The sequence below is a fragment of the Pseudarthrobacter sp. AG30 genome, from assembly GCF_003116525.1.
Lineage (GTDB): Bacteria > Actinomycetota > Actinomycetes > Actinomycetales > Micrococcaceae > Arthrobacter.
The window spans coordinates 314,826-335,303 of the sequence record NZ_QEHL01000012.1 but is presented as its reverse complement, the minus strand read 5'-3'; the positions used below and the strand labels follow the sequence as shown (position 1 = coordinate 335,303).

Here is a 20,478-nt window from a genome sequence, read left to right as displayed (position 1 = left end):
TCTGCCCTTAACGTCTATCAGCGCCTGACAATTTCAGTCAAGGCTTTGACGGGATCCTAATGGGAGAAATTGTTCTGTTACGTTTCTTTCCGTTCGCCGGCGTTTCGCTGGTGGGTGGCCTGTCGCTGGACCGGCGCGACAAGGAGGACCTGGTGACCGTCACCCTGGAGCACCCGGTGCTGCGGCAACGCCAAGGCCAGATCCAGACCATGACCGGCCGCACCCAGCCGGCCATCCTGACCGCATTCGTGGACGCGCTCATCGACGCCCTGGACCAGCTTGCCTGACGGCGGTCCCGCTACTTCCGCGCGGCTGCCCGCAGCAGGGGCAGGGTCCGTGTGGGCATCACTTCCACCAGAGACATCGCGGTGCTGGTGCGGACGACGCCGTCGATGGCCAGCATCGCGTTGGTGATCCGGTGGAGATCGGCGGGGTCCTTCGCAGCCACTTTGGCGAGCAGGTCCGCGTCCCCGGTCGTGGCGTGCATTTCGATAATTTCCGGGATGGTCTGCAGTGCCGCTACAGCCTGGTCGCTGGATGACTGGCTGATGGAAATCGAGATGAAGGCAACCAGCGGCAGCCCCAGCGCCGCTGTGCGCACCCGCTGGCTGAAGGGGGCCAGGCTGCCGTCGTTCACCAGCCGCCTCAGCCTGGCGTGCACGGTGTTACGGGCCACGCCCAACGTCCGGGACAGTGAGAGGACGGTGGCTTGGGGGTCCTGGTCGAGTGTGAGGAGGATCTCGGCGTCCAGGGCATCAATGTGGTGCATAGTGAGCATTTTGCCACTGTCCCGGCAAGCAGGTGCCTGATCTGTCCTGCGCGGGACGTCTGTGTTGCGCAGACGTCCTGCCTTACCCCACCATGCTGTCCATGACCGCTACCCTTCCCGATGCCGCCATGCCGGAACTCCGTGCCGCCGTCGCCCAGCTGCCCGCCTACGTGGCAGGCAAGGGCGCGCAGACTGATTTGACGGCCGCCCTGGCCGCCAACGAGAGCCACTTCGCTCCCCTGCCGTCGGTTGTGGAGGCGATTTCGGCGGAAGCGGGCCGGATCCACCGGTACCCCGGCATGGGAGCGCCGGAGGCCCGGGAAGCCATTGCCCGGCATTTCGGTGTCGCAGCCGAGGAAGTCGCTGCCGGCCCGGGCAGTTCCGGGGTGCTCCAGCAGATGATTTCGGCCGTGTGCGGCCACGGCGACGAAGTGGTGTTCGCATGGCGCTCCTTCGAGGCCTACCCCATCCTGGTGGCGGTGGCCGGCGCCGTTTCGGTGCCCGTGCCGCTCCTGGCCAATGAGCAGCACGACCTTCCCGCCATGGCGGCTGCCATCACGGACCGCACCCGGCTGGTGATCCTATGTTCGCCCAACAACCCCACGGGGGTCTCCATCAGCGCCGGCCAGCTGGAGGAGTTCCTCCAGTCCGTCCCGCCGCGGGTGCTGGTGGTGCTGGACGAGGCCTACATCGAGTTCCAGCGCGGACCCGGCGTTGATGCCCTGGATTTCTACCGCCGGTACCCCAACCTTTGTATCCTGCGCACTTTCTCCAAGGCCTACGGACTCGCCGGCCTGCGGATCGGCTACGCGATCGCCCGGCCGCAGATCGCGGAGGGCCTCCGGCGCACCGCCGTGCCGTTCGGCGTGAACAGGATGGCGCAGGCCGCCGCGGTTGCCTCCCTTGCGGCCGGGGACGAAATCCTCCGGCGGACGGAGGCGGTGGCGGCGGAACGCAGCCGGGTCATCGACGCCCTCCGCGGCCATGGCTGGGACGTACCGGACAGCCAGGCGAACTTCTACTGGCTCCGCGCATCCGACGAGCTCCGCGAACAGGTCCTCGCCGCCCTGGGTGAGGCCGACATCCTGGCCCGCGGCTACGCCAAGGACGGCGTCCGGATTACGCTTGCGGACCCGGACACGAACGACAGGGTGCTTGCCGTCCTTGCCAATCGCGGACGGTTCCTGCCCCAGGCGGGCGCGGCCCAGTGAGCGCCCCCGGGGAAACCACCGCCGCCGCACCCAGCATGGACGGCCGCGTGCACCAGGAAGGGCCGACGGCGGCGCGTCCAGGGCCGTCGTCGGCCGTCCGCCATTCGGCAGTCGAGGACGTCCTGGGCATCCTCACCGGCACCTTCGCAGCGTCCTTGGGCTTGTTCCTGCTCAAGTCGAGCGGGGCGGTGACGGGCGGAACCGCCGGCCTGGCGCTGCTGGTCAGCTACACCGTACCTTTGCCGTTCGGCATCATCTTCTTTGCGGTCAACCTGCCGTTCTTCGCCTTGGCAGTCTGGAAGAAGGGCTGGGATTTCGCCCTTCGGACCGGGGCGGCCATCGCACTGGTCTCGGTCCTGGCCGGCGTGCACCCTGCCGCATTCGGCTCCGTGCACCTGGACCCGCTGTACGGCGTGCTGGGCGGAAACCTGCTCGCCGGCGTCGGGCTGCTGATCCTGTTCCGGCACAAATCCAGCCTGGGCGGTTTCAACATTCTGGCCCTGCTCCTGCAGGAGAAGTTCGCGTGGCGCGCAGGCTACGTCCAGATGGTGCTTGACGTGGCCATCGTCCTGGCATCCCTCGTCCTCGTTGCGCCGCTGATGGTGGTCCTGTCCGCGGTGGGCGCCACCCTGTTGAACCTGGTCCTGGCCCTGAACCACCGGCCCGGCCGCTACCTGGGAATGTAAGCGGACAAGGGCCCATCCCGGCGACGGGAACTGCTATATTCTGTTCACTTGAATTTCCGGGCCAGGGGAGCCCGGATACAGCACGTCGAACGGCCCCACTGTGACTTCCAACAGCATCTCTTCACTTCCGGAATCAGCGGAGGATCTTAGCCCCGCGTACCTCAACTGCCCCACCGGGCTGGTGGAATATTTCTTCTCCGACGGTATCTTCCGCTGGTCTGATGACCTGTACCGCATTTACGGCTACGAGCGTGGCGACGTCATCCCCTCAATGGACATGGCCCTCGCCCACATCGAACCGGACGACAGGCCCACCGTGCAGGCGTTCTGGGACCGCGTGGCGGCATCGGGCGGCCCGTCATCGATCTACGTGTCCATCCGGGACCGAAAGGACCGGCAGCACAAGCTGCTCTTCTCGGCGGACTTCATCATCGAAAACGGTACCCCGGTGGGCGTCTGGGGTGTGGTGGTGGATCTGACCCAATCGATCCATACGGACCGGCACCAGCTGGCAACGGAAGCAGTCGCCGCCTCGGCCCGCAACCGCGCGGTCATCGAACAGGCAAAAGGCATCCTGATGGGCCGCACCGGCGTCACCGCGGACGAAGCCTATGAGCTGATCAACCAACAAAGCCAGTCGCTGAACAAGAAGGTCCATGCGATTGCGCACGAAATCGTGGACCGGGCCGCACAGCATTCCCGCAGCCCACAGAACTGACGCACTGGCAGGGCCCTGAAATATCCTGGCGCGGCCCGGTGTTGCCGCCCGTATGACAACAATCGGAATCATCGGTGCAGGACATATTGGCAGCCAGGTTGCACGGAAGGCCGTGGAGCTGGGCTACGACGTGGTCATCAGCAACTCCCGAGGGCCGGAAACCCTCCAGGAACTGGTGGCTGAGCTTGGCCCCAAGGCCCGCGCCGCCACCGCAGCCGAGGCTGCAGCCGCCGGGGACTTTGCCGTGGTCACCGTGCCGCTGAAGAACTACAAGGACATTCCGGCCGAGCCGCTGGCCGGCAAGATTGTCATCGACACGAACAACTACTACTGGGAGCGGGACGGCAGGATTCCCGCCCTGGACAACGGCGAGGCCACCACCTCCGGCCTGCTCCAGGAGCACCTGCCCGAGTCCAAGGTGGCCAAGGGATTCAACCACATCATGGCCAAGGACATCACCTCAGACGGAACTCCGGCGGGAACCGAAAACCGGCGTGCGCTGGCCACCGCCAGCGACTACCCGGAGGCCGCCGAACTGGTCACGCGCCTGTACGACGAGTTCGGTTTCGACACGGTCAACGTCGGCCCGCTCTCGGAAAGCTGGCGGGTGGAGCGTGACCGCCCGGCCTACGTGAAGCGGCAGACGGCCGCTGAGCTGACCGCCAACCTGGCCAAGGCCCCGCGGACCATCTGACCCTGCAGCAGCGGGTTCAACCACTGGCCGGCAGGTCCTCCTGCCGGCCAGTGGTGCGCTCGGTGGCGCGTGGCGGGTCCTCGATGAGCCGACTGCAGGGCAGAAAGGGACCAAGGGAAGAAGCAATGAAAGCCGCCCCGAAGGCGAGGAGGTACCCGATCTGCTTACAATCGAAACCTCTGACCACTACTGAGGGACCCATGAAGAAACTCGCCACAGCCCTGTTTGCCGCCGGCCTCGTTGCCTCCGCCACGGCCTGCTCCGCCTCGCACCAACTGACCACCGCTGAAACCTGTGAGCGGATCCAGGCTGTTGTGTCGAACCCCGCCAACAACGCCGGCAAGACGGGCATGAACAACCTCGCCAACCAGATCCGCCCCATCCACGCCGTTGCGTCGGACGATCTCAAGCCCGCCCTCGCTTCGATCCTTGCGTACACGGATGAGCAGGCCAAGGAGAACCCGGACAAGGACAAGCTCGCCGATCTCCAGTCCGGCTACCAGGAGGCCGGCAGCACCTACAGCAAGTTCTGCGGCCAGGCCGCCGGCTAGGCTGCCGGGTGAAGGAACCGGCCGCCCCTCCGGGCGGCCGGTGACCTTTCAGAGCGTCGCCGGGTCTGTATTCGCGCCGCACAGGATCACGGCAACACGTTCATCCTTCCCGGGCACGTAAGCCCCGGAGGCCAGCGCGGCGTAGGCGGCTGCGGCACCATGCTCCACCACAATCCGGTAGTCGTTCCACAGCGCGGAGCGGGCGGCGACGATCTGTTCATCGGAGACCAGGACGCTTTTGACGCCGCAGCGGACCGCGACGGAGAAGCCGATGTCGCCTATGCGGCGGGCACCCAGGGAGTCCGCGGCGACGCCCGATACCGCGACGTCCACCGGTTCCCCTGCCGCCAGGGCGGCGTGGAGGGTGGGCGCAGTTTCCGGTTCCACAGCCACCACTTTGGCGCGGCCTTCCACTGCGGCAGCCACGCCGGCCATCAGTCCCCCGCCGCCCACGGCCACCAGGACGGTGTCCACCTCCGGCACCTGTTCCAGCAACTCGGAGCCCACGGTCCCGGCGCCGGCGGCAATTTCCGGCTGGTCGTAGGCATGGCAATAGACGGCGCTGGTCTTCTCGGCGTGCGCAATGGCGGCCTGATAGGCGGCCGCGTACTCTGAACCGCCCTGGACCACGGTGGCACCGATGGCCCTGAGCTTGCCGACTTTGACGGCCGGTGCCGCTTCAGGAACGAAGACCGTTGCAGGCACCCCGAGCTGGGCCGCCGCATAGGCGTTTGCCAGGCCCGCGTTCCCGCCGGATGCCACAACCACCCCCACGTCCGCCTGCAGTTCACCCCGTTCCTTGCTGGCCAGGATCCGGTTCAGCGCGCCACGGGCCTTGAACGTGCCCGTGTGCTGCATGAATTCGCATTTGAACCAGACCGGGCCGGCCGCGGTGCCGGCATCCGCCTGCAGGACGGGTGTCCTGCGGACAAGGCCCGCTGTCCGCTGCGCGGCCTGGTCGATGTCAGCGCGGGTGATCATTATCAGACTTCGTCATCCCAGGTGCCCGGCTCCGCCAGCGCCTCTTCGGGCTTCTGTTCCGGGTCAGCCTCTTCGCCCCCCACATACGATGCCGGGACCGTTCCGGCAGCATGGCCCTGCTGTTCCTCGCGGATGTTGGATGCTCCCGGCTGTTCCAGGTGCTGGCCGGACTGCGGGGCCTTGGTGACGTCGTCCTTGGATTCGTCCTTGGCCCCGTCCGGGTCGCCCGGCCCGCGGAGGTCTGCGGCGTTCTGGGGATCGTCGCTGGAAACGGTCATGGTCCTGCCTTTCACCTGGGAACTGCTGTACCGGCCGGGGAACCCCCGACCGGCTTCCAGCCTACGGCCTGGGATTTCGCATTCGATGAAACCTTGACGTCATCCCGGTCCGGCTCCGCCCGGCGTCGTATCCTGCTGTGGACGATGGCCGGCATGGCCAGCCGGCCACCCAGAACCCGGAGCCGAGCATGACTGCAGTCCAGATCATCCCGCTGGTGATACTCGTGGTGATGTTCGTTGCCGCCACCAAGTGGCCGCTGAACATCGGTGTGATGGGACTCGTGGCGTCCTTCGGCGTCGGGTACTTCATGCTGGGCATGTCGGACAGGCAGATCCTTGAGGCCTTCCCGGCCACGATCGTCCTGACCATCATTGGCGTCACGTATTTCTTCAGCATGGCCCAGCGGAACGGCACGATCGACCTCATCGTCAAGGGCTGCCTGCGCATGGTCCGCGGCAAGATGCTGCTGCTCCCATGGGTGTTCTTCCTGATCGCGGCCGCCCTCACCTCCCTGGGCACGTTCTCCCCCGCCGCGATTGCGCTGCTGGCACCGGCCGCCATCGGATTCGCCTATGAATCCCGCATCCACCCTGTGGTCATGGGCGCCTTCATCGTTAACGGCGCCCACGCAGGCGGGTTCTCACCGCTGTCCGTGGCCGGCGTCCTGGTCCACGACATTGCCCTCCAGAACGGCTTCCCGATCTCCCAGGCGGGCCTGTTCCTGGCCAGCTTCGCGCTGAACCTGCTCCTCTCGGTGCTGACCATCGCCTTGTTCGCCCTGCTGGGCAGGCTGCGCGACGGCGCGGGCGTCCGGGGCCAGGACATCGACACCGCTACCGGCCGCCCGCATGGCCAGCAGGTGCTGACGCTGGCACTGATTGCCGGCATGCTCGTCTGTTCCCTCGGCTTCCACATGCCCATCGGCTTCGTTGCGCTCTCCGCGGGCCTCCTGCTGGCCTTCATTAACGTCAGGGAACACCGGTCGTTCATCGGCGGGATCTCCTGGTCCACCGTCCTGATGGTGGCCGGCATGATCACCTATGTGTCCCTGCTGCAGCATGTAGGCGTGATCGACACTCTCGCCGGGGAGGCCCTGGCACTCGGTGCGCCGCTGCTGATCGCCCTCATCCTGTGCTACGTGATTGGCGTCGGCTCCGCTTTCGCCTCCTCCACCGCCCTGTTGACCGCCTTCATCCCGCTGGCCGGCCCGCTGCTGGCCACGAGCTCGCTCAGCTCTTCCGGGACCATTGCCGCGCTGGCCGTCGCCGCCACCGTCGTCGATGTCTCCCCCTTCTCCACCGACGGCGCCCTGGTGGTGGCCAACGCCCGCGACAACGACCGCCCGCGGGTCTACAAGCAGCTGATGTTCTATGCGGGCGGCGTGGTCCTGGTGGCTCCGGCGCTGGCGTGGGCACTGCTGGTACCTACCGGGGTCATGTAGGCGGCTGACTCCGGGCGGCCTGCCCGGGCCCCGGCCGCTGCCCACCCTGTGAATTGCGCCTCACCCGGGACGTTGCGCCCCGGCGCGGCGTTAAACGGGGCATCGGAGGAGGCCGGATGATCATTGTGCTGACAGGCATCGACGGATCGGGGAAGTCGACGGCGGCCCGTGCCCTGGTCGCCGGTGTCCGGGCCCGGGGAGGCCGGGCCCGGTTGGTCAACAACCATGCGGGCCGGCGTGTCATGTCCCTGCTGGCCGCCAGGTTGGGAGTTGGCTTGCCCGCCAGGTTGTCCGACGCCGTCGAAACCGTCCTCAGGGTGGGCAACGTGCTGGTTTCACACCTGCGCGCCAGCCGCTACGACGGCTTGGTTGTCATGGACCGGCACCTCTACTGCCAGCTGGCGCTGCGAACCGCCAATGGACTTCCACGGGGCCGGTTGCTTCCATGGTTGCTCGCCCGCCTCCCGGAACCGGACGCCATCTTCCACCTGGACATCGAACCCGCCGAAGCATACCGCCGCATCGTTGCACGTGGCACGGATTCCGAGACCCTTGATGACCTCGCCGCATTCCAGTCGGGATACCGGGAACTGCCGGAGTACGCGGGGTTCGTGAAGCTGGACGCCTCGGTCCCTGCCCATGAGCTGGCAGCCGACCTGGCCTCGCGCCTGGCGCTGCCTTCGGTCACAAAGCCGGATTAGCCTTCCGTATTGTGGAATTTGGTTTTCCTCTTGCGGAATAGTGTGACCGGGATTACGTTGGAAACGAGCCCCGAAAACGGGCTGTTCCCAATTGATAGGCAAAGGTCAATGAAGATCCCTAACCCTGAGGCACTGAAGGCGAGTTCGGTGCCCGCGAAGAGGAAGCCGCTGTATAAGTCGCTCTTCTTCCAGATTCTGATCGCCGTCGTGGCAGGTGTGCTCATCGGGCATTTCTGGCCGGACCTCGGATCCCAACTGAGGCCGCTTGGAGATGGCTTCATCAAACTCATCAAGATGATCATCGCGCCGCTGATCTTCCTGGTGATCGTCACCGGAATATCGGCCGTTGGCGACGTCAAAGCGGTCGGCCGGGTTGGCGTCAAGGCCCTGCTCTACTTCACCGGGGCCACGCTGTTCGCCCTTGTCTTCGGCCTGATCGTGGGCAACATCGTCCAGCCGGGCGCCGGGCTGAACATCGACCCGTCCACCCTCTCCCAGGCGGACCTGGACGCGAAGACCGGTTCCGCGGCACCCAAGGATGCGGCGTCGTTCATCCTGGACATCATTCCCGCCAGCGTCATCGGCGCCTTCGCCAGCAACAGCCTCCTCCAGGTCCTCTTCTTCTCCGTCTTCTTCGGTGCAGCGATCGTCGTGATCGGCCGCGAGCGGTGCATGCCGGTGGTCAATGTCATGGAAACGGTCCTGGAACTGATCTTCAAGATCATGGCCTGGATCATGAAAGTGGCTCCCCTGGGCGCATTTGGTGCCATGGCCTTCATCATCGGCCAGTACGGGCTGGACACGCTGAGTACCTATGCGGTCCTGATTGCCGCCTGCTACGGCGCTGCGCTGGTGTTCATTGGCCTGCTGTTCGTCGTGGCCTGGGGCTTTGCCCGGGTGCCGCTCTGGCATTTCCTCAAATACACCCGGGAAGAATTCCTGCTGGCCCTGGGCACAGCGTCCACCGAAGCGGTGATGCCCCGGATCATGACCAAACTGACCAACGCGGGCTGCTCCCGCGCCACCACGGGCCTGGTGGTTCCCACCGGCTACTCCTTCAACCTGGACGGCGCGGCGATCTACCTGTCGATCTCCCTGCTGTTCCTTGCCCAGGCCTTCGGCCACCACCTTGACCTGGGCCAGCAGCTGGCGGCCCTGGGCGTGCTGCTGATGACATCCAAGGGCATGGCAGGGGTTCCGGGATCGTCATTCCTGGCCCTGTCGGCCACGGCCGCCGCACTGGGCATCTTCCCGGTGGCCGGCGTCGCGCTCCTCCTCGGCGCCGACCGGCTCATGGACTCGATGCGCGTGGTGGTGAACCTGCTGGGCAACTGCGTGGCAACGTTCGTGGTGTCCAAGTGGGAGGGCCAGTTCGACCACAGCGTCATGGTGCGGGCCTTCAAAGGTGAAATCACCAACCACGACTCCGCGATCCTGCTCGGCAAGGAAGAGGATTTCGAAGGCCAGGAGCTGCAGCGCCTGACCGAAGGCCAGGAGCCTTCGCCGAAGTTCCGCGGCGCGCCAACCCGCGACGTCATCCCCGAACTCCCGGCGGACGGGAGTGCCCGCGTAGGGTTAGGCAGCAAGGCACAGTAGGCATCCTGCCCGGCAGGTAAAGGCAAAAAAGGGGAAGGCCAGGACAGCGACGTCCTGGCCTTCCCCTCTTTCCTGGCACTGCCGGCCAGGCGTCCGGCAGCCCGCCGCCAACACGCCTCTCCTTGGACGGCTCCGTGTGGAATAATCCGAGGAAGTGGTCCTAACCGGACCGCTCCAGACGAAGGAGGGGCTGGATGTCCGCCACACCCGGCAACACGGCGCAGGCGGCCACCGCGCCCATCAATAACACCCAGGTCCCCAAGCATGAGCAGCTCCGGCTCATCATCCTCAAACTTGCCAAGGAGGAGCTGGAGCCCGGCGCCCGGCTTCCCAGCGAGCGGACCCTCATGGATTCCTACGGCGTCAGCCGCATCACCGTGCGCGCCGCGATCGGCCGCCTGGTCAACGAAGGGCACTTGGTGCGGGTTCCGGCGAAGGGGACGTTCGTGGCGGACTCCCCGGTCCAGTCCACGCTGCACCTGGCTTCGTTCACGCAGGAGATGGAGGCGATGGGCCACGTCCCCAGCACGGTGGTCCTGGTGGCCGAACAGGTCCCGGCCCCCGAGGACACGGCCGCCGCACTCAGCCTCGCCCCGGGCGCGGAGGCGTTCCACCTGAAGCGGCTCCGCCTTGCGGACGGCCGGCCCGTGAGCGTGGACGACGCCTGGTACAACCCCCAGCATGCGCCGGGACTGCTGGGCATCGACCTCACCGGCTCCGTCTACAAGGCCCTGGCCGCGCAGTTCGGCCACCAGATCGACCGGGCGCGCCAAAGCGTCCGGTCCGAGGGCGCCCCGGCCGACATCGGGGCACTCCTGGGGACTGGCACCGGAGCGCCGGTGCTGGCGTTTGACCGCGTGTCCTATTCGGGCGCGCTGGCCATCGAGCATTCGCGCTCCTGGTACCGCTCGGACCGCTATTCCCTCAGCATGGAGGTCCGCTTGTGAGTCGGTTCAGCCGAGCGTAAACAGCAGCTCGCCGGCACTGACGGTCCCGGCCTCCACCAAGGTGGCAGTGTCCGGCTTGGTATCCAGGACGACGACGGGGCTCACCATTGAGTAGCCCGCAGCCAGGGCTGCCGTGGGATCGACGTGCATGACCGGCTCGCCGGCCTCGACCACGTCTCCTTGCGCCACCAGCACCTTGAAGCCTTCGCCCTTGAGCTTGACGGTGTCGATGCCTACGTGTGTCAGGACGCCGCGGCCTGACGGCTCGACCACCACGAAGGCGTGCGGCAGCATCTTGACCACTTTCCCCGCCACGGGGGACACGACGTCGAACGCCTCTCCGGCGGGCGGCTCCACGGCCGCGCCGGAACCCACCATCTGGCCTGCGAAGACGGGGTCCGGCACGTCGGCCAGCGGAATGACCGACCCGCCGATGGGGGCATAGACCGGCAAGGACTGCGCCACTAGAGGAGGTCCTCGATGTCTTCGGCCAGTGTGTCCGCCTCCGGGCCCACAATGACCTGCACGGCGGTGCCGGCGGCCAGGACGCCATGGGCTCCCGCAGCCTTGAGCGAGGCCTCATTGACCAGTGAGGAGTCCTTCACCTCGGTGCGCAGCCGCGTGATGCACGCTTCCACTTCCACGATGTTGCCGGCTCCGCCCAGGCCTTCGATGATTTTTTCTGCTTTGGACATGGCTGCCCTTTCTGACGGTGCCCGCACGGAGCACATCTTCCTCCACCTGGGCCGGCGGCCCCGGTACGACCAATGCTGGCTTCTTTCGCCACGGGCGGCCCGTCCTGGAGGGATTTTCCTTCCTTGACACCGGACCGTGGGATGAATCACACTGAACTGGTCATAACCAGACAGTACCGGCTGGAACCCATTCTTCACAAGCCCCCCCCGAACCCCGCAGAGGTGCAACCATGCCAACATCCGAGACCACCGCCCTGGCCCCAGAGAAGAAGCCAAATCGGGCCTTCGCCACCCTTCAGCGGCTGGGCCGCTGCCTGATGCTCCCCATCGCCGTCCTTCCCGCCGCCGGCATCCTGCTGCGCATCGGCCAGGCCGACCTGCTCGGCGCCATCCCCGGCTTCGAAGGCGGGGCGTCCGTCATCTCCGCCGCAGGCAACGCCATCTTCACCTGGCTGCCCCTCATCTTTGCGGTGGGCATCGCCGTCGGCTGGGCCAAGAAGGCAGACGGCTCCACCGCACTTGCGGCGGTGGTGGGCTACATGGTGATCGACGGCGTCTTCAAGGCGATGTCTCCCCTGGTCCTGGACGGCCAACTGGACCCCGCGGGGAAGCCGGCCATGATCAATTACGGCGTCCTCGCCGGAATCGTGGTGGGCCTGTTGTCCGCCGGCCTGTGGCAGCGGTTCTACCGCACCAAGCTGCCCGACTTCCTTGGCTTCTTCAGCGGCCGGCGCCTGGTCCCCATCCTGACATCCGTCACCAGCCTGGTGGCCGGCGTCGTCCTGGCCCTGCTGTACCCGCTCTTCAACGCAGGCCTCTCCGCAGTGGGACAGGCTGTGGCGGGCAACGCGGTACTCGGCGGCGGAATCTACGGCTTCGCCAACCGCATGCTCATCCCCGCCGGTCTCCACCACATCCTGAACTCGGGCGTGTGGTTCCTCATCGGCGATTACACGGACGCCTCCGGCCACCTGGTCCGCGGCGACCTCAACCGCTTCTTCGCCGGCGACCCCACCGCCGGCACCTTCATGACCGGCTTCTTCCCCATCATGATGTTCGGCCTGCCCGCCGCAGCCCTTGCCATCTGGCGCCACGCCAAGCCGTCGCAGAAGAAGATCGTGGGCGGCATCATGCTCTCCACCGCACTCACGGCGTTCTTCACCGGCATCACCGAGCCCCTTGAGTACTCGTTCATGTTCGTCGCGTTCCCGCTCTACGTCGTCCACGCCGCCCTGACCGGAACCTCCATGGCCCTGGTCAACGCACTGGGCATCCACGACGGCTTCACGTTCTCAGCCGGCCTGATCGACTTCGTCCTCAACTTCGGCAAAGCACAGAACGCGTGGATGCTGATCCCGATCGGCCTGGGCTACGCGGCCATCTACTACTTCCTCTTCTCGTTCGTCATCAAGCGCTGGAACCTTCGCACGCCGGGCCGTGAGGACGACGAAGTGACGGTGGAAACCGAAGCCGCAAAGTAGACCGCCCACCAACTGCACCCTCCAGCCGAAAGCAACCCAACGCATGGAAATCATCATTCTGCCCACCCCTGACGACGTCGCCCGCATGGCCGCGGATGCCATCGAGGAACAGGTCCGCCGCTGCCCGTCCGTCCTGGGACTGGCCACGGGCTCCACACCCCTGGGTACCTACCGCGAACTGATCGACCGGCACCGGAATGGCGGGCTGAGCTTCGCCTCGGCCCAGGCCTTCCTGCTGGACGAGTACGTGGGCCTGCCTGCCGGGCATCCCCAGTCCTACCACTCGGTCATCCGGGACGAATTCACGGCAAGCGTGGACTTCGGCGCCGGCGCGGTCCACGGGTTGGACGGCATGGCCCGGGATCCGCAGGCGGAGGCCGCCGCGTACGAAGCCCGGATCGCCGCCGCCGGCGGGGTGGACATCCAGATCCTGGGCATCGGGACGGACGGCCATGTGGGCTTCAATGAGCCCATGTCCTCGCTCGCCTCCCGCACTCGAATCAAGACGCTCACCCGGCAGACCCGCCAGGACAACGCGCGCTTCTTTGCTGCACCGGAGGAGGTCCCGGACCATGTGCTGACCCAGGGCCTGGGCACCATCCGGGAGGCCCGGCACCTGCTGCTGCTGGCCATGGGCGAGGCCAAGGCAGAGGCCGTGGCGGCCGCCGTTGAAGGTCCCGTCGCGGCGGTCTGCCCGGCGTCGGCCCTCCAGCTGCACCCGCACGTGTCGGTGCTCGTGGACGAGGCGGCTGCCTCACGGCTCGCCCACCGCGAGTATTACCAGGACACCTTCGGCCGGAAGCCGGCATGGCAGGGACTCTGAGCTCCAGGCGGGTGCCCAGGGCCGGGACCGTGCAGTTGGAGTTGGCGGTGGAGAATGCCGGCGGCGTCCGGCTGGCCGCTGCCGTGGGCGCTGCCCGCGTTGAACTGTGCGCCGCCCTGGCGGAAACAGAGGGCATCACGCCGAGCATCGGCACCATCGGGCAGGCCTGCGGCCTGGGACTTCCCGTCCATGTCCTGGTGCGTCCGCGGCCCGGCGACTTCAGCTATTCGCCGGAAGAGCTCGATGTCATCGAGCACGATGCCACCGCGGCTTTGGCCGCCGGAGCCGCGGGTGTGGTGGTTGGTGTCCTGTCCCCGGACGGCAGCCCGGACATCCCGGCGATCCGCCGCATCGTTGCTGCTGCGCGGGCCGTGAAACCGGAAGCCGAAATCACGTTCCACCGCGCGTTCGACGCAGCCCTGGCAGCTGGTGCCGACCCGGCCGAGGTGCTCTCCTTACTGGAGCACGCCGGAGTGGACCGCGTCCTCACCAGTGGGGGCGGTCCCGACTGCGCCGCGGGGTTGGAGATGCTGGGCCGGCTTGTGCAGCAGGGGCGCCACAGTGCGCCATCGGTCCAGGTCATGGCGGGCGGGGGCGTCACCCTGGCGCTGGTACCGTCGCTCCTTGAAGCGGGGGTCCATGCCGTGCACACCTCGGCGCGGCCCCGGCACGGCGACGCTGCGGGCGGCGGACACCGGTCCGGCGCCGCGGACCCCGCACTGGCAGCACGCATTGCCGCTGCTGTTTCCATCGATGATTTCACCGAACAAAGGACCTTGAACCATGGGCGATGACGTTGTTCTTCGCGGCCGCATAGTCACCGCCTCGCTGGATGTTGCGGATGGAGTGGTGGCGGCCGACGGCGGCCTGGTCACCTTCGCCGGGCCGGCGCGGGGCTTCCCCGGGGTTCTTCCGCCCGAGGCACCCGCCGGCCGGGTCTTGATGCCGGGCCTCGTGGACGTGCACTGCCACGGCGCCTATGGTTCGGATTTCTCGGAGGGCGATCCCGATGGCGCGGCGCGGGCGGCGCGCTACCTGCACAGCCGTGGAACCACCACGCTGGTGGCAAGCCTGGTCACCGGAAAGCCCGGGGACCTGGTGCGGAACCTTGGAATGCTAAGGGAGCTGGCAGGCCAGGAGCTGGTTGCCGGCTCGCACCTGGAAGGTCCGTTCCTCTCGGGCCACCAGTGCGGTGCGCACGATCCCGGCCTGCTCCTGGAACCCGATCCGGATTTGGTGGCCCGCATGCTGGCCACGGCGGGGAAATCCCTGGTATCGATGACCCTCGCGGCAGAGCTGCCGGGTGCCTCCGAACTTGCGGTCCGGCTCGCGGCCCAAGGGATCATTCCGTCCCTGGGCCACACCGCCGCGGACCATGCGACGGCGGCAGCCTTCCTGGCACGCGCGGCGGAGGCCTTGGATTCGGCCGGCAACGCGACCGGGAGGAACCGCCCAACGGTGACCCACCTGTTCAATGCCATGCCGCCACTGCACCACCGCTCGCCCGGGCCGGTATCGGCGAGCCTCAGTGCGGCCAAGGCCGGGCAGGCCGTGGTGGAGCTGATTGCCGATGGCGTTCACCTTGCCCCGGAAACCGTGAAGTTGGTGTTTGACCTCGTGGGCCCGGAGAACATCACGCTGGTGACCGACTCGATGGCCGCCACCGGCCTGGAGGATGGACAGTACATGCTGGGCTCCCTCGCCGTGACGGTTGCCGGCGGCGTAGCCCGGGTTGACGCCACGGGTGCAATTGCCGGGGGTACCAGCACGTTGCTGGATGTCATCCGCTCCTGCGTGGCTGCCGGAGTTCCCTTGCGGGATGCCGTCACCTCCGCCTCCGCCGTCCCCGCATCATTGTTGGGTCTCTCGGCGCAGGCCGGTGACCTGCGCGCCGGGATGCAGGCCGACGTCGTGGTCCTTGACCACGACCTGAGCCTGGCGGCAGTGCTGCGCAGGGGCCAATGGGCCAGCGCACCCAGCTGAGCAATCGGGGCAGGCTCCGCGGGTGTTTGGGCCCGGTCCAGCATGGTCCCGGGCTCATCACCTGCGTTCATGGCAGATCTGGCCGGGCCGACTAGTCCTTGTCGAGTTCCTCAAGCAGCGACTTTGCCGCCTTGGCGATGTCGTCGTAGTTGTTTTGGGCGGCCCGGCTTTCGATGGCCAGCACGGCGCACCTGTGCAGCCGGCGGAAATCCCCGAAGGGAAAGCTGTACCGGCCCTTCGTTTCGGGGGTTTTGTCGCTGTCTTCGCCCAGGTGCCAGGTGCCGTATTCGGTGTAGCCGTGCTTGTCTATGTACGCATTTTCCTGCTCCGTGTCCGGGGCATGTTCGCTCCAGTCGTCGCGGGCATCGCGCGCGATTCTGGAGTCCTTGATCAGCTTCCGGGCCTGACGAAGTCCGGCGTCGTTCAGCTTGATGGTCATGAGGGGACCTCCGCCCTGTCGCAGTTCCGTTGGTGCGGTCAAATTCAGGCTATGCAGCCGCCGCCGGATCGTCCAGCACCTACGCCAGGTACCCCGCTATCCGCCGTCTTCGGCTGCTTCCTCGATCCGTCGGCGCTGCCGCTCAATTTCTTTTTCGCCTTCCTCTTCGGCCTCGTACAGCTTCGCGTTGCTGATCTTGAGTTCGAGCATCAGCGCATCGAGCTTCACATGCAGGGCGGCGGTGTCCCTGTTTTGGGTGTTCTGGATGATGAAGACCATCAGGAACGTCACAATGGTCGTACTGGTATTGATGACCAGCTGCCAGGTGTCTGAAAACCCCAGCAGCGGACCGGTCAAGGCCCACACAATGAGTACAGCCACGGCGAGGACGAATACCCAGGCGTGTCCGAGTATCTTGGCCGTCCTGGTGGTAAAACGCGTAAAGACGTCAGGCCGGTTCTTATCGCTCGTCATGATGGCCTCCGTTTGAGTATTTTGTTGTGGTTCCCGTGCTGACTGAGAATTTTAGGCCTGACCAGCCCCGGAGGAACCGCGGCCGCAAAGCGGCGACGCTTCGATCGCCGCACATTAGACAGCCCCGGGTGCTCCCGCGGCGCGCCGCCGAAATGCGGTCCGCTGCCTTGGCTCCTTCGCGGCCAGTGCACGCAACCGGGGAGCGATCCCGAAAGTCAGCGGCTGCCCGTGCCCGGGCGCCAGCAGGCGGGGCCCCAGTCCGGCAAGCCGCGTGACCGAGGCCTTGGCCACGTCCATGTTCCACGTGGTGTACCAGGGCGGCCCGGACAGGTCGGGCAATCCCAGCAGAATCCCGCCGAGGGAGTTCAGGTTCACCGTGACGATTGCGTCGCCGGTGATGAGGACGCCGTCGCCTGCGCGCCAGTAGGCAACGTGCCCGGCGGTATGGCCCGGCGTGGGCACCGCCACCCATCCGGGCATGCCCGGCACCTCGCCGCTGCGGGGAAGGGGCCGCACGAGGTCCGAAATGTCACCCGCGGCCTCAATCCTGCGACGCGCACGGGCCGGCAGCGACCACATCAGCGGGGCTGTAATCCACCGGTCCAGCGGCATGGACCGCGCGGGGACATATCTTCCGGCAGCCATGGGCAACTCGGCCTGGTGGGCGTACACCGGCACCTTCCACGCGCGGGCCAACGCGCCCGCGGCGCCGGAATGGTCCGGGTGGATGTGGGTCAGGAAGATCGCGTCAGGTTTCGCCCCCGGCCCGAGGACGCGCTCAACGGCGATGCGTGCTGGTTCCGCGCCGCTTCCCCAACCGCAGTCCACCAGCACCCAGGCCGGCCCGGTCCGGACAAGGTAGAAGTTCGAAGCCAGTGGCCCGCTGCCGGAGGTCAGGAGCAGGAGGCCGGAAGCGATCTCCCGTGGTTCAGAAACACGCATCGTCCAGTCGCACCCCCGCGTGGCGTATCACCGAACGCAGCTCCATGTTGACGCTGCGGCGTTGACTCATGGTTCCACTCCGCCGGCACCCGCCATGGGCCAATTCTTTCGTCGTTCCGTACCGCGCAGTAGGGCCGAACGGCCTTCGCGCGCAGGCCGGGGCTCCCCGCTCAGTCAGCCCCGGGCAGGCACACCTCCACGAGGCCGCCATTGGTGCGCGTTTCGAAGACCGGCTGGCGGGCGGTGGCAGGCCCGGCCTTGACCTCGCCGGTCCGCAGCGAAAAGGTACTCCGGTGCCAAGGGCAGACGACGCACGGGTCCCCGCCGTCGTCCTTGACCTTGCCTTCATGAAGCGGTCCGGAAAGGTGGCTGCAAACGTCGGACAGGACGTTGACGGTGTCACCCTCGCGGTGGACCAGCAGCGGGATCCCGGCCACGTCGCGCTTGTGGAGGCCGCCTTCGGGCAGGTCAACCAACGGCGCCAAGGGATGCCAGCCGGACGGGAACCGGTGCGGGATTTCCTCGCTGTGGTTCACCCCGGCGGCTTGCCGGTACGTGAGGTGGCCGCCCAGGAAGCCGCCGGCGCTCACCGTGGCCAGCCCCAGGTACGCCAGCACCTTGCCGCTTCCTTGGCTGCCCCTTGCCCTCTGCACCAGCGAGGCAAGGTAAAGCCCGGTGGCCGTGACGTTGGCCGCTGCGTGCACCAGCCCCACCCGTTGCTGCTGCGGGTGCAGCTGCGACCAGTCGGTGAACCCGGCCAGGGCGGACGGAACCACGCTGGCCGCGCCGACTCCAATCAGGAGCCTGGCGGCCTTCTCGCCTCCAGGAACTGCATCAAGCACGCCGGCCGAAAGCCAAGCACCAATGGGCACCTGGACGGCGAGGGGATGGACCGGGTGGCCGACAGGGACGCCGTGCAGGACATCGCGGGCCCAACGGGCCGGGATGACCTTCTTTACGGCTTTCCGGACACTCTTGGCCAGGGGATCAAGCCAGTCGGCGTCCTCGAGGCGGGTGACAAGTTCAAGCGCGGGCAGCGGTTTCATGTGTCCTCCTTACCCCGATTACCGTAGTCCACTCAGGCTGGAACGGTACCCGGATCCCGGAACAAAATTCCCGCTCCGGAATCCGGGCGTTTCAACGAGTGGCGCGCACCGGCCTACTCCAGCGGCGAGCCCAACACCGTGAACCGGTGGCCGGCCATTTCCCCGGACAGCAACGGCATGGCCTCAGCGATGGCTGCGCGCGTGCTGTCCAACTGCAGTGATGCCTGGTGCGCCTCGGCGGATTCCCAGAGTTCGGAGACGAAAACCGTGTCCGGAACCTCGTCATTCACCCCCACCTCGTACAGCAGGCAGCCGGCCTCCCTCATCCCGGGCTTGGGCCGGAGCAGGATGGCCACCAGGGCATCGCGCTGGCCGGGCTTGGTTCCGAGCATTCCCACATTGGCAAAAGTCATAGGGACAGTGTGCAACACGGGCCGGACAACAGTCTCAGGGGGACGGACCGCCGGGCCGGGGCAACATGGTGGGCGCGGAAGGCAGGACAGGCGGCCGGGAGGCGCGTACCTACCGGACTGCCGCCGGCGCAGCGCTTGCCGGCTGTGCAGTCACTGCGCCCGGGTGCGTGAACTCGGCGCCGGGTCCCGCCGCCTCCCCCTGCGGCACCGCGGCAACGTCCGGCTGTCCCTCGGCTGCCGTCGTCGTGCCTCCACCGACGGATTCCGTCGCAGCGTCCCCGCCGGCGAACGCCCGGAGCATGGCCTCGCGATCGAACTGTCCTTCCCATTTGGCCACCACAAACGTAGCCACGCAGTTGCCCAGCAGGTTCACCACAACACGCATGGAATCCATGAGTCGGTCGGCGCCGAGGAGGAGCGCGACGCCGGCTACCGGGAAGATGCCCAGCGCACCAGCGGTTGCGGACAAGGCAAGGAAGGCAGATCCGGGAACTCCGGCCATGCCCTTGGACGTCAGCATCAGGATGCCCAGGGCCGCGAGCTGCTGGCCCAGGTCAAGGTTGTAGCCAAAGGCCTGGGCCAGGAAGAGCAGGGAGATGGAGAGGTAGATGGCTGCTCCGTCCAGGTTGAACGAGTAGCCGGTGGGAACCACCAGGCCCGTAGTGGCGCGGGAGCAGCCCGCGTTGGTCAGTTTGGTCATGATCCGCGGCAGGACGGACTCGGTGGATGCCGTGCCCAGGGCCAGCAGGAATTCCTCCCGGGTGTACTTGAGGAACTGCCACAGCGGCACCCTGGGGTAGGCCCATGCCACCACGAAGAGGAGCCCGATGAACACTGCTGCGGCGCCGTAGCAGGCGGCGATCAGCACCGCGTAGGTCCCGAGGGAATCGAGGCCGTACTGGCCGATGATGAAGGCCATGGCGCCAAACGCTCCCACGGGCGCGGCACGCATCACCCAGCCCATGATCTTGAAGAACAGTTCCAGCACGGTTTCCATCAGGGTGATCACTGGCAGGCAGCGTTCACGGCCGACGACGACGATCGCCGCGCCGAAGAAGACGGAGAAACAGAGGACCTGGAGGAGGTTGTTGCCGGCAAAGGCGCCAACGACGCTGGTGGGGATGATGCCGAGCAGGAAGGCGCCGGCATCCTTGGGCGGGGCGGTGGAGGTTTTGGCGTTGAGTGCGTCCTGGGACAGCGTGCCGGGATCGATGTTGAGGCCGGCGCCCGGCTGCACCAGGTTGGCGACGACGAGCCCGAAGACCAAGGCGAACAGCGTGGCGCCGGTGAAGTACGCCAAGGCTTTGACACCCACCCGGCCCACGGCCTTGACGTCGCTGACCGCAGCGATGCCGGTGACGATCACCAGGAAGATCAGCGGCGCAATGATCATCTTGATCAGCTGGATGAAGCCGTCGCCGAGCGGGCGGAGTCCTGCGCCGAGGTCCGGCCAGAAGTGGCCGATGAGGATGCCCGCCACCACCGCCACGAGGATCTGGATGAAAAGGGACCTGTACAACGGCTTCCTGCGTGCATCCTGGGCCGGCGGCAGCGGCGTGGTGGAGGCGGTGATCTTCATGCTGTGTGCCTGTTCGTTGGGAAGGACGC

25 protein-coding genes are annotated in these 20,478 nt (G+C 66.9%); 14 read left to right on the top strand and 11 right to left on the bottom strand.

Annotation, left to right across the window (positions count from 1 at the left end; all coding sequences use genetic code 11):
• The first annotated feature begins 59 nt into the window (after nucleotides 1-59).
• Complete coding sequence (locus tag DC347_RS12260) at nucleotides 60-287, top strand: hypothetical protein (protein ID WP_018760901.1); 228 nt, start codon at nucleotides 60-62, stop codon at nucleotides 285-287.
• Between the two features lie 11 nt (nucleotides 288-298).
• Here DC347_RS12260 and DC347_RS12255 read toward each other — a convergent pair whose 3' ends face one another.
• Complete coding sequence (locus DC347_RS12255; RefSeq protein WP_165838029.1) at nucleotides 299-778, bottom strand: Lrp/AsnC family transcriptional regulator; 480 nt, start codon at nucleotides 776-778, stop codon at nucleotides 299-301.
• Nucleotides 779-861: 83 nt separating this feature from the next.
• Between DC347_RS12255 and hisC the strand changes: the two genes are divergently transcribed.
• The 5 genes from hisC to DC347_RS12230 all read left to right on the top strand — a co-directional run bounded on the left by hisC (nucleotide 862) and on the right by DC347_RS12230 (nucleotide 4,629).
• On the top strand, nucleotides 862-1,980 hold the full coding sequence (gene hisC, locus DC347_RS12250; protein WP_109045634.1) for a histidinol-phosphate transaminase: 1,119 nt from the start codon (nucleotides 862-864) through the stop codon (nucleotides 1,978-1,980).
• 35 nt (nucleotides 1,981-2,015) lie between these two features.
• Nucleotides 2,016-2,666 carry a YitT family protein gene (locus tag DC347_RS12245; protein ID WP_165838033.1) on the top strand — a complete coding sequence of 217 codons (651 nt, stop codon included), beginning with the start codon at nucleotides 2,016-2,018 and terminating at the stop codon, nucleotides 2,664-2,666.
• Between the two features lie 100 nt (nucleotides 2,667-2,766).
• Complete coding sequence (locus tag DC347_RS12240; RefSeq protein WP_109045632.1) at nucleotides 2,767-3,384, top strand: PAS and ANTAR domain-containing protein; 618 nt, start codon at nucleotides 2,767-2,769, stop codon at nucleotides 3,382-3,384.
• A 25-nt stretch (nucleotides 3,385-3,409) separates the two neighbouring features.
• Nucleotides 3,410-4,078 carry an NAD(P)-binding domain-containing protein gene (locus DC347_RS12235; RefSeq protein ID WP_331271247.1) on the top strand — a complete coding sequence of 223 codons (669 nt, stop codon included), beginning with the start codon at nucleotides 3,410-3,412 and terminating at the stop codon, nucleotides 4,076-4,078.
• Between the two features lie 200 nt (nucleotides 4,079-4,278).
• Nucleotides 4,279-4,629: a hypothetical protein gene (locus DC347_RS12230; RefSeq protein WP_018760895.1), complete on the top strand. Its 351-nt coding sequence runs from the start codon at nucleotides 4,279-4,281 to the stop codon at nucleotides 4,627-4,629.
• A gap of 48 nt (nucleotides 4,630-4,677) precedes the next feature.
• On the opposite strand, the gene DC347_RS12225 is transcribed toward DC347_RS12230, so the two are convergent.
• Nucleotides 4,678-5,610, bottom strand: coding sequence for a threonine/serine dehydratase (locus tag DC347_RS12225; RefSeq protein ID WP_109045631.1), 933 nt, complete (start codon nucleotides 5,608-5,610; stop codon nucleotides 4,678-4,680).
• A 2-nt stretch (nucleotides 5,611-5,612) separates the two neighbouring features.
• A complete protein-coding gene (locus DC347_RS12220; protein WP_109045630.1) occupies nucleotides 5,613-5,888 on the bottom strand; it encodes a hypothetical protein in 276 nt (91 codons plus the stop codon).
• Between the two features lie 188 nt (nucleotides 5,889-6,076).
• Between DC347_RS12220 and DC347_RS12215 the strand changes: the two genes are divergently transcribed.
• From DC347_RS12215 to DC347_RS12200, 4 genes are all read left to right on the top strand, one after another.
• A complete protein-coding gene (locus tag DC347_RS12215; protein ID WP_109045629.1) occupies nucleotides 6,077-7,330 on the top strand; it encodes an SLC13 family permease in 1,254 nt (417 codons plus the stop codon).
• A 116-nt stretch (nucleotides 7,331-7,446) separates the two neighbouring features.
• On the top strand, nucleotides 7,447-8,031 hold the full coding sequence (locus DC347_RS12210; protein WP_109045628.1) for an AAA family ATPase: 585 nt from the start codon (nucleotides 7,447-7,449) through the stop codon (nucleotides 8,029-8,031).
• A gap of 108 nt (nucleotides 8,032-8,139) precedes the next feature.
• A complete protein-coding gene (locus DC347_RS12205) occupies nucleotides 8,140-9,627 on the top strand; it encodes a cation:dicarboxylase symporter family transporter (RefSeq protein WP_109045627.1) in 1,488 nt (495 codons plus the stop codon).
• A gap of 194 nt (nucleotides 9,628-9,821) precedes the next feature.
• Nucleotides 9,822-10,574 (top strand): GntR family transcriptional regulator, encoded by a 753-nt coding sequence (locus tag DC347_RS12200; protein WP_018760889.1) that lies wholly within the window; start codon nucleotides 9,822-9,824, stop codon nucleotides 10,572-10,574.
• 6 nt (nucleotides 10,575-10,580) lie between these two features.
• On the opposite strand, the gene DC347_RS12195 is transcribed toward DC347_RS12200, so the two are convergent.
• Both DC347_RS12195 and DC347_RS12190 read right to left on the bottom strand, forming a co-directional pair.
• Nucleotides 10,581-11,039, bottom strand: coding sequence for a PTS glucose transporter subunit IIA (locus DC347_RS12195; protein ID WP_109045626.1), 459 nt, complete (start codon nucleotides 11,037-11,039; stop codon nucleotides 10,581-10,583).
• The gene (locus DC347_RS12190; protein ID WP_018760887.1) at nucleotides 11,039-11,269 is read right to left on the bottom strand and encodes a glucose PTS transporter subunit EIIB; all 231 of its coding nucleotides are present in this window, start codon (nucleotides 11,267-11,269) and stop codon (nucleotides 11,039-11,041) included. The genes DC347_RS12195 and DC347_RS12190 overlap by 1 nt, the downstream gene beginning before the upstream one ends.
• A gap of 230 nt (nucleotides 11,270-11,499) precedes the next feature.
• On the opposite strand from DC347_RS12190, the gene DC347_RS12185 reads away from it, so the two are divergent.
• The 4 genes from DC347_RS12185 to DC347_RS12170 are packed head-to-tail and all read left to right on the top strand — an operon-like array spanning nucleotide 11,500 to nucleotide 15,556.
• The gene (locus DC347_RS12185; RefSeq protein ID WP_109045625.1) at nucleotides 11,500-12,750 is read left to right on the top strand and encodes a PTS transporter subunit EIIC; all 1,251 of its coding nucleotides are present in this window, start codon (nucleotides 11,500-11,502) and stop codon (nucleotides 12,748-12,750) included.
• Between the two features lie 43 nt (nucleotides 12,751-12,793).
• Nucleotides 12,794-13,573 (top strand): glucosamine-6-phosphate deaminase, encoded by a 780-nt coding sequence (gene nagB / locus DC347_RS12180; protein WP_109045624.1) that lies wholly within the window; start codon nucleotides 12,794-12,796, stop codon nucleotides 13,571-13,573.
• A complete protein-coding gene (locus DC347_RS12175; protein WP_109045623.1) occupies nucleotides 13,558-14,367 on the top strand; it encodes a copper homeostasis protein CutC in 810 nt (269 codons plus the stop codon). The genes nagB and DC347_RS12175 overlap by 16 nt, the downstream gene beginning before the upstream one ends.
• Nucleotides 14,357-15,556: an N-acetylglucosamine-6-phosphate deacetylase gene (locus tag DC347_RS12170; protein ID WP_109045622.1), complete on the top strand. Its 1,200-nt coding sequence runs from the start codon at nucleotides 14,357-14,359 to the stop codon at nucleotides 15,554-15,556. The genes DC347_RS12175 and DC347_RS12170 overlap by 11 nt, the downstream gene beginning before the upstream one ends.
• Before the next feature lie 91 nt (nucleotides 15,557-15,647).
• Here DC347_RS12170 and DC347_RS12165 read toward each other — a convergent pair whose 3' ends face one another.
• From DC347_RS12165 to DC347_RS12140, 6 genes are all read right to left on the bottom strand, one after another.
• Nucleotides 15,648-15,995 (bottom strand): hypothetical protein, encoded by a 348-nt coding sequence (locus DC347_RS12165; protein WP_109045621.1) that lies wholly within the window; start codon nucleotides 15,993-15,995, stop codon nucleotides 15,648-15,650.
• A gap of 96 nt (nucleotides 15,996-16,091) precedes the next feature.
• Nucleotides 16,092-16,469, bottom strand: coding sequence for a low affinity iron permease family protein (locus tag DC347_RS12160; protein WP_018760881.1), 378 nt, complete (start codon nucleotides 16,467-16,469; stop codon nucleotides 16,092-16,094).
• A gap of 114 nt (nucleotides 16,470-16,583) precedes the next feature.
• Nucleotides 16,584-17,411, bottom strand: coding sequence for an MBL fold metallo-hydrolase (locus DC347_RS12155; RefSeq protein WP_018760880.1), 828 nt, complete (start codon nucleotides 17,409-17,411; stop codon nucleotides 16,584-16,586).
• Between the two features lie 170 nt (nucleotides 17,412-17,581).
• On the bottom strand, nucleotides 17,582-18,457 hold the full coding sequence (locus DC347_RS12150; RefSeq protein ID WP_109045620.1) for a Rieske 2Fe-2S domain-containing protein: 876 nt from the start codon (nucleotides 18,455-18,457) through the stop codon (nucleotides 17,582-17,584).
• Nucleotides 18,458-18,570: 113 nt separating this feature from the next.
• Entirely contained in the window at nucleotides 18,571-18,870 is a 300-nt protein-coding gene (locus DC347_RS12145; protein ID WP_018760878.1) for a putative quinol monooxygenase, read from the bottom strand.
• A gap of 109 nt (nucleotides 18,871-18,979) precedes the next feature.
• Complete coding sequence (locus tag DC347_RS12140) at nucleotides 18,980-20,449, bottom strand: cation:dicarboxylase symporter family transporter (RefSeq protein ID WP_109045619.1); 1,470 nt, start codon at nucleotides 20,447-20,449, stop codon at nucleotides 18,980-18,982.
• Nucleotides 20,450-20,478: the final 29 nt, after the last annotated feature.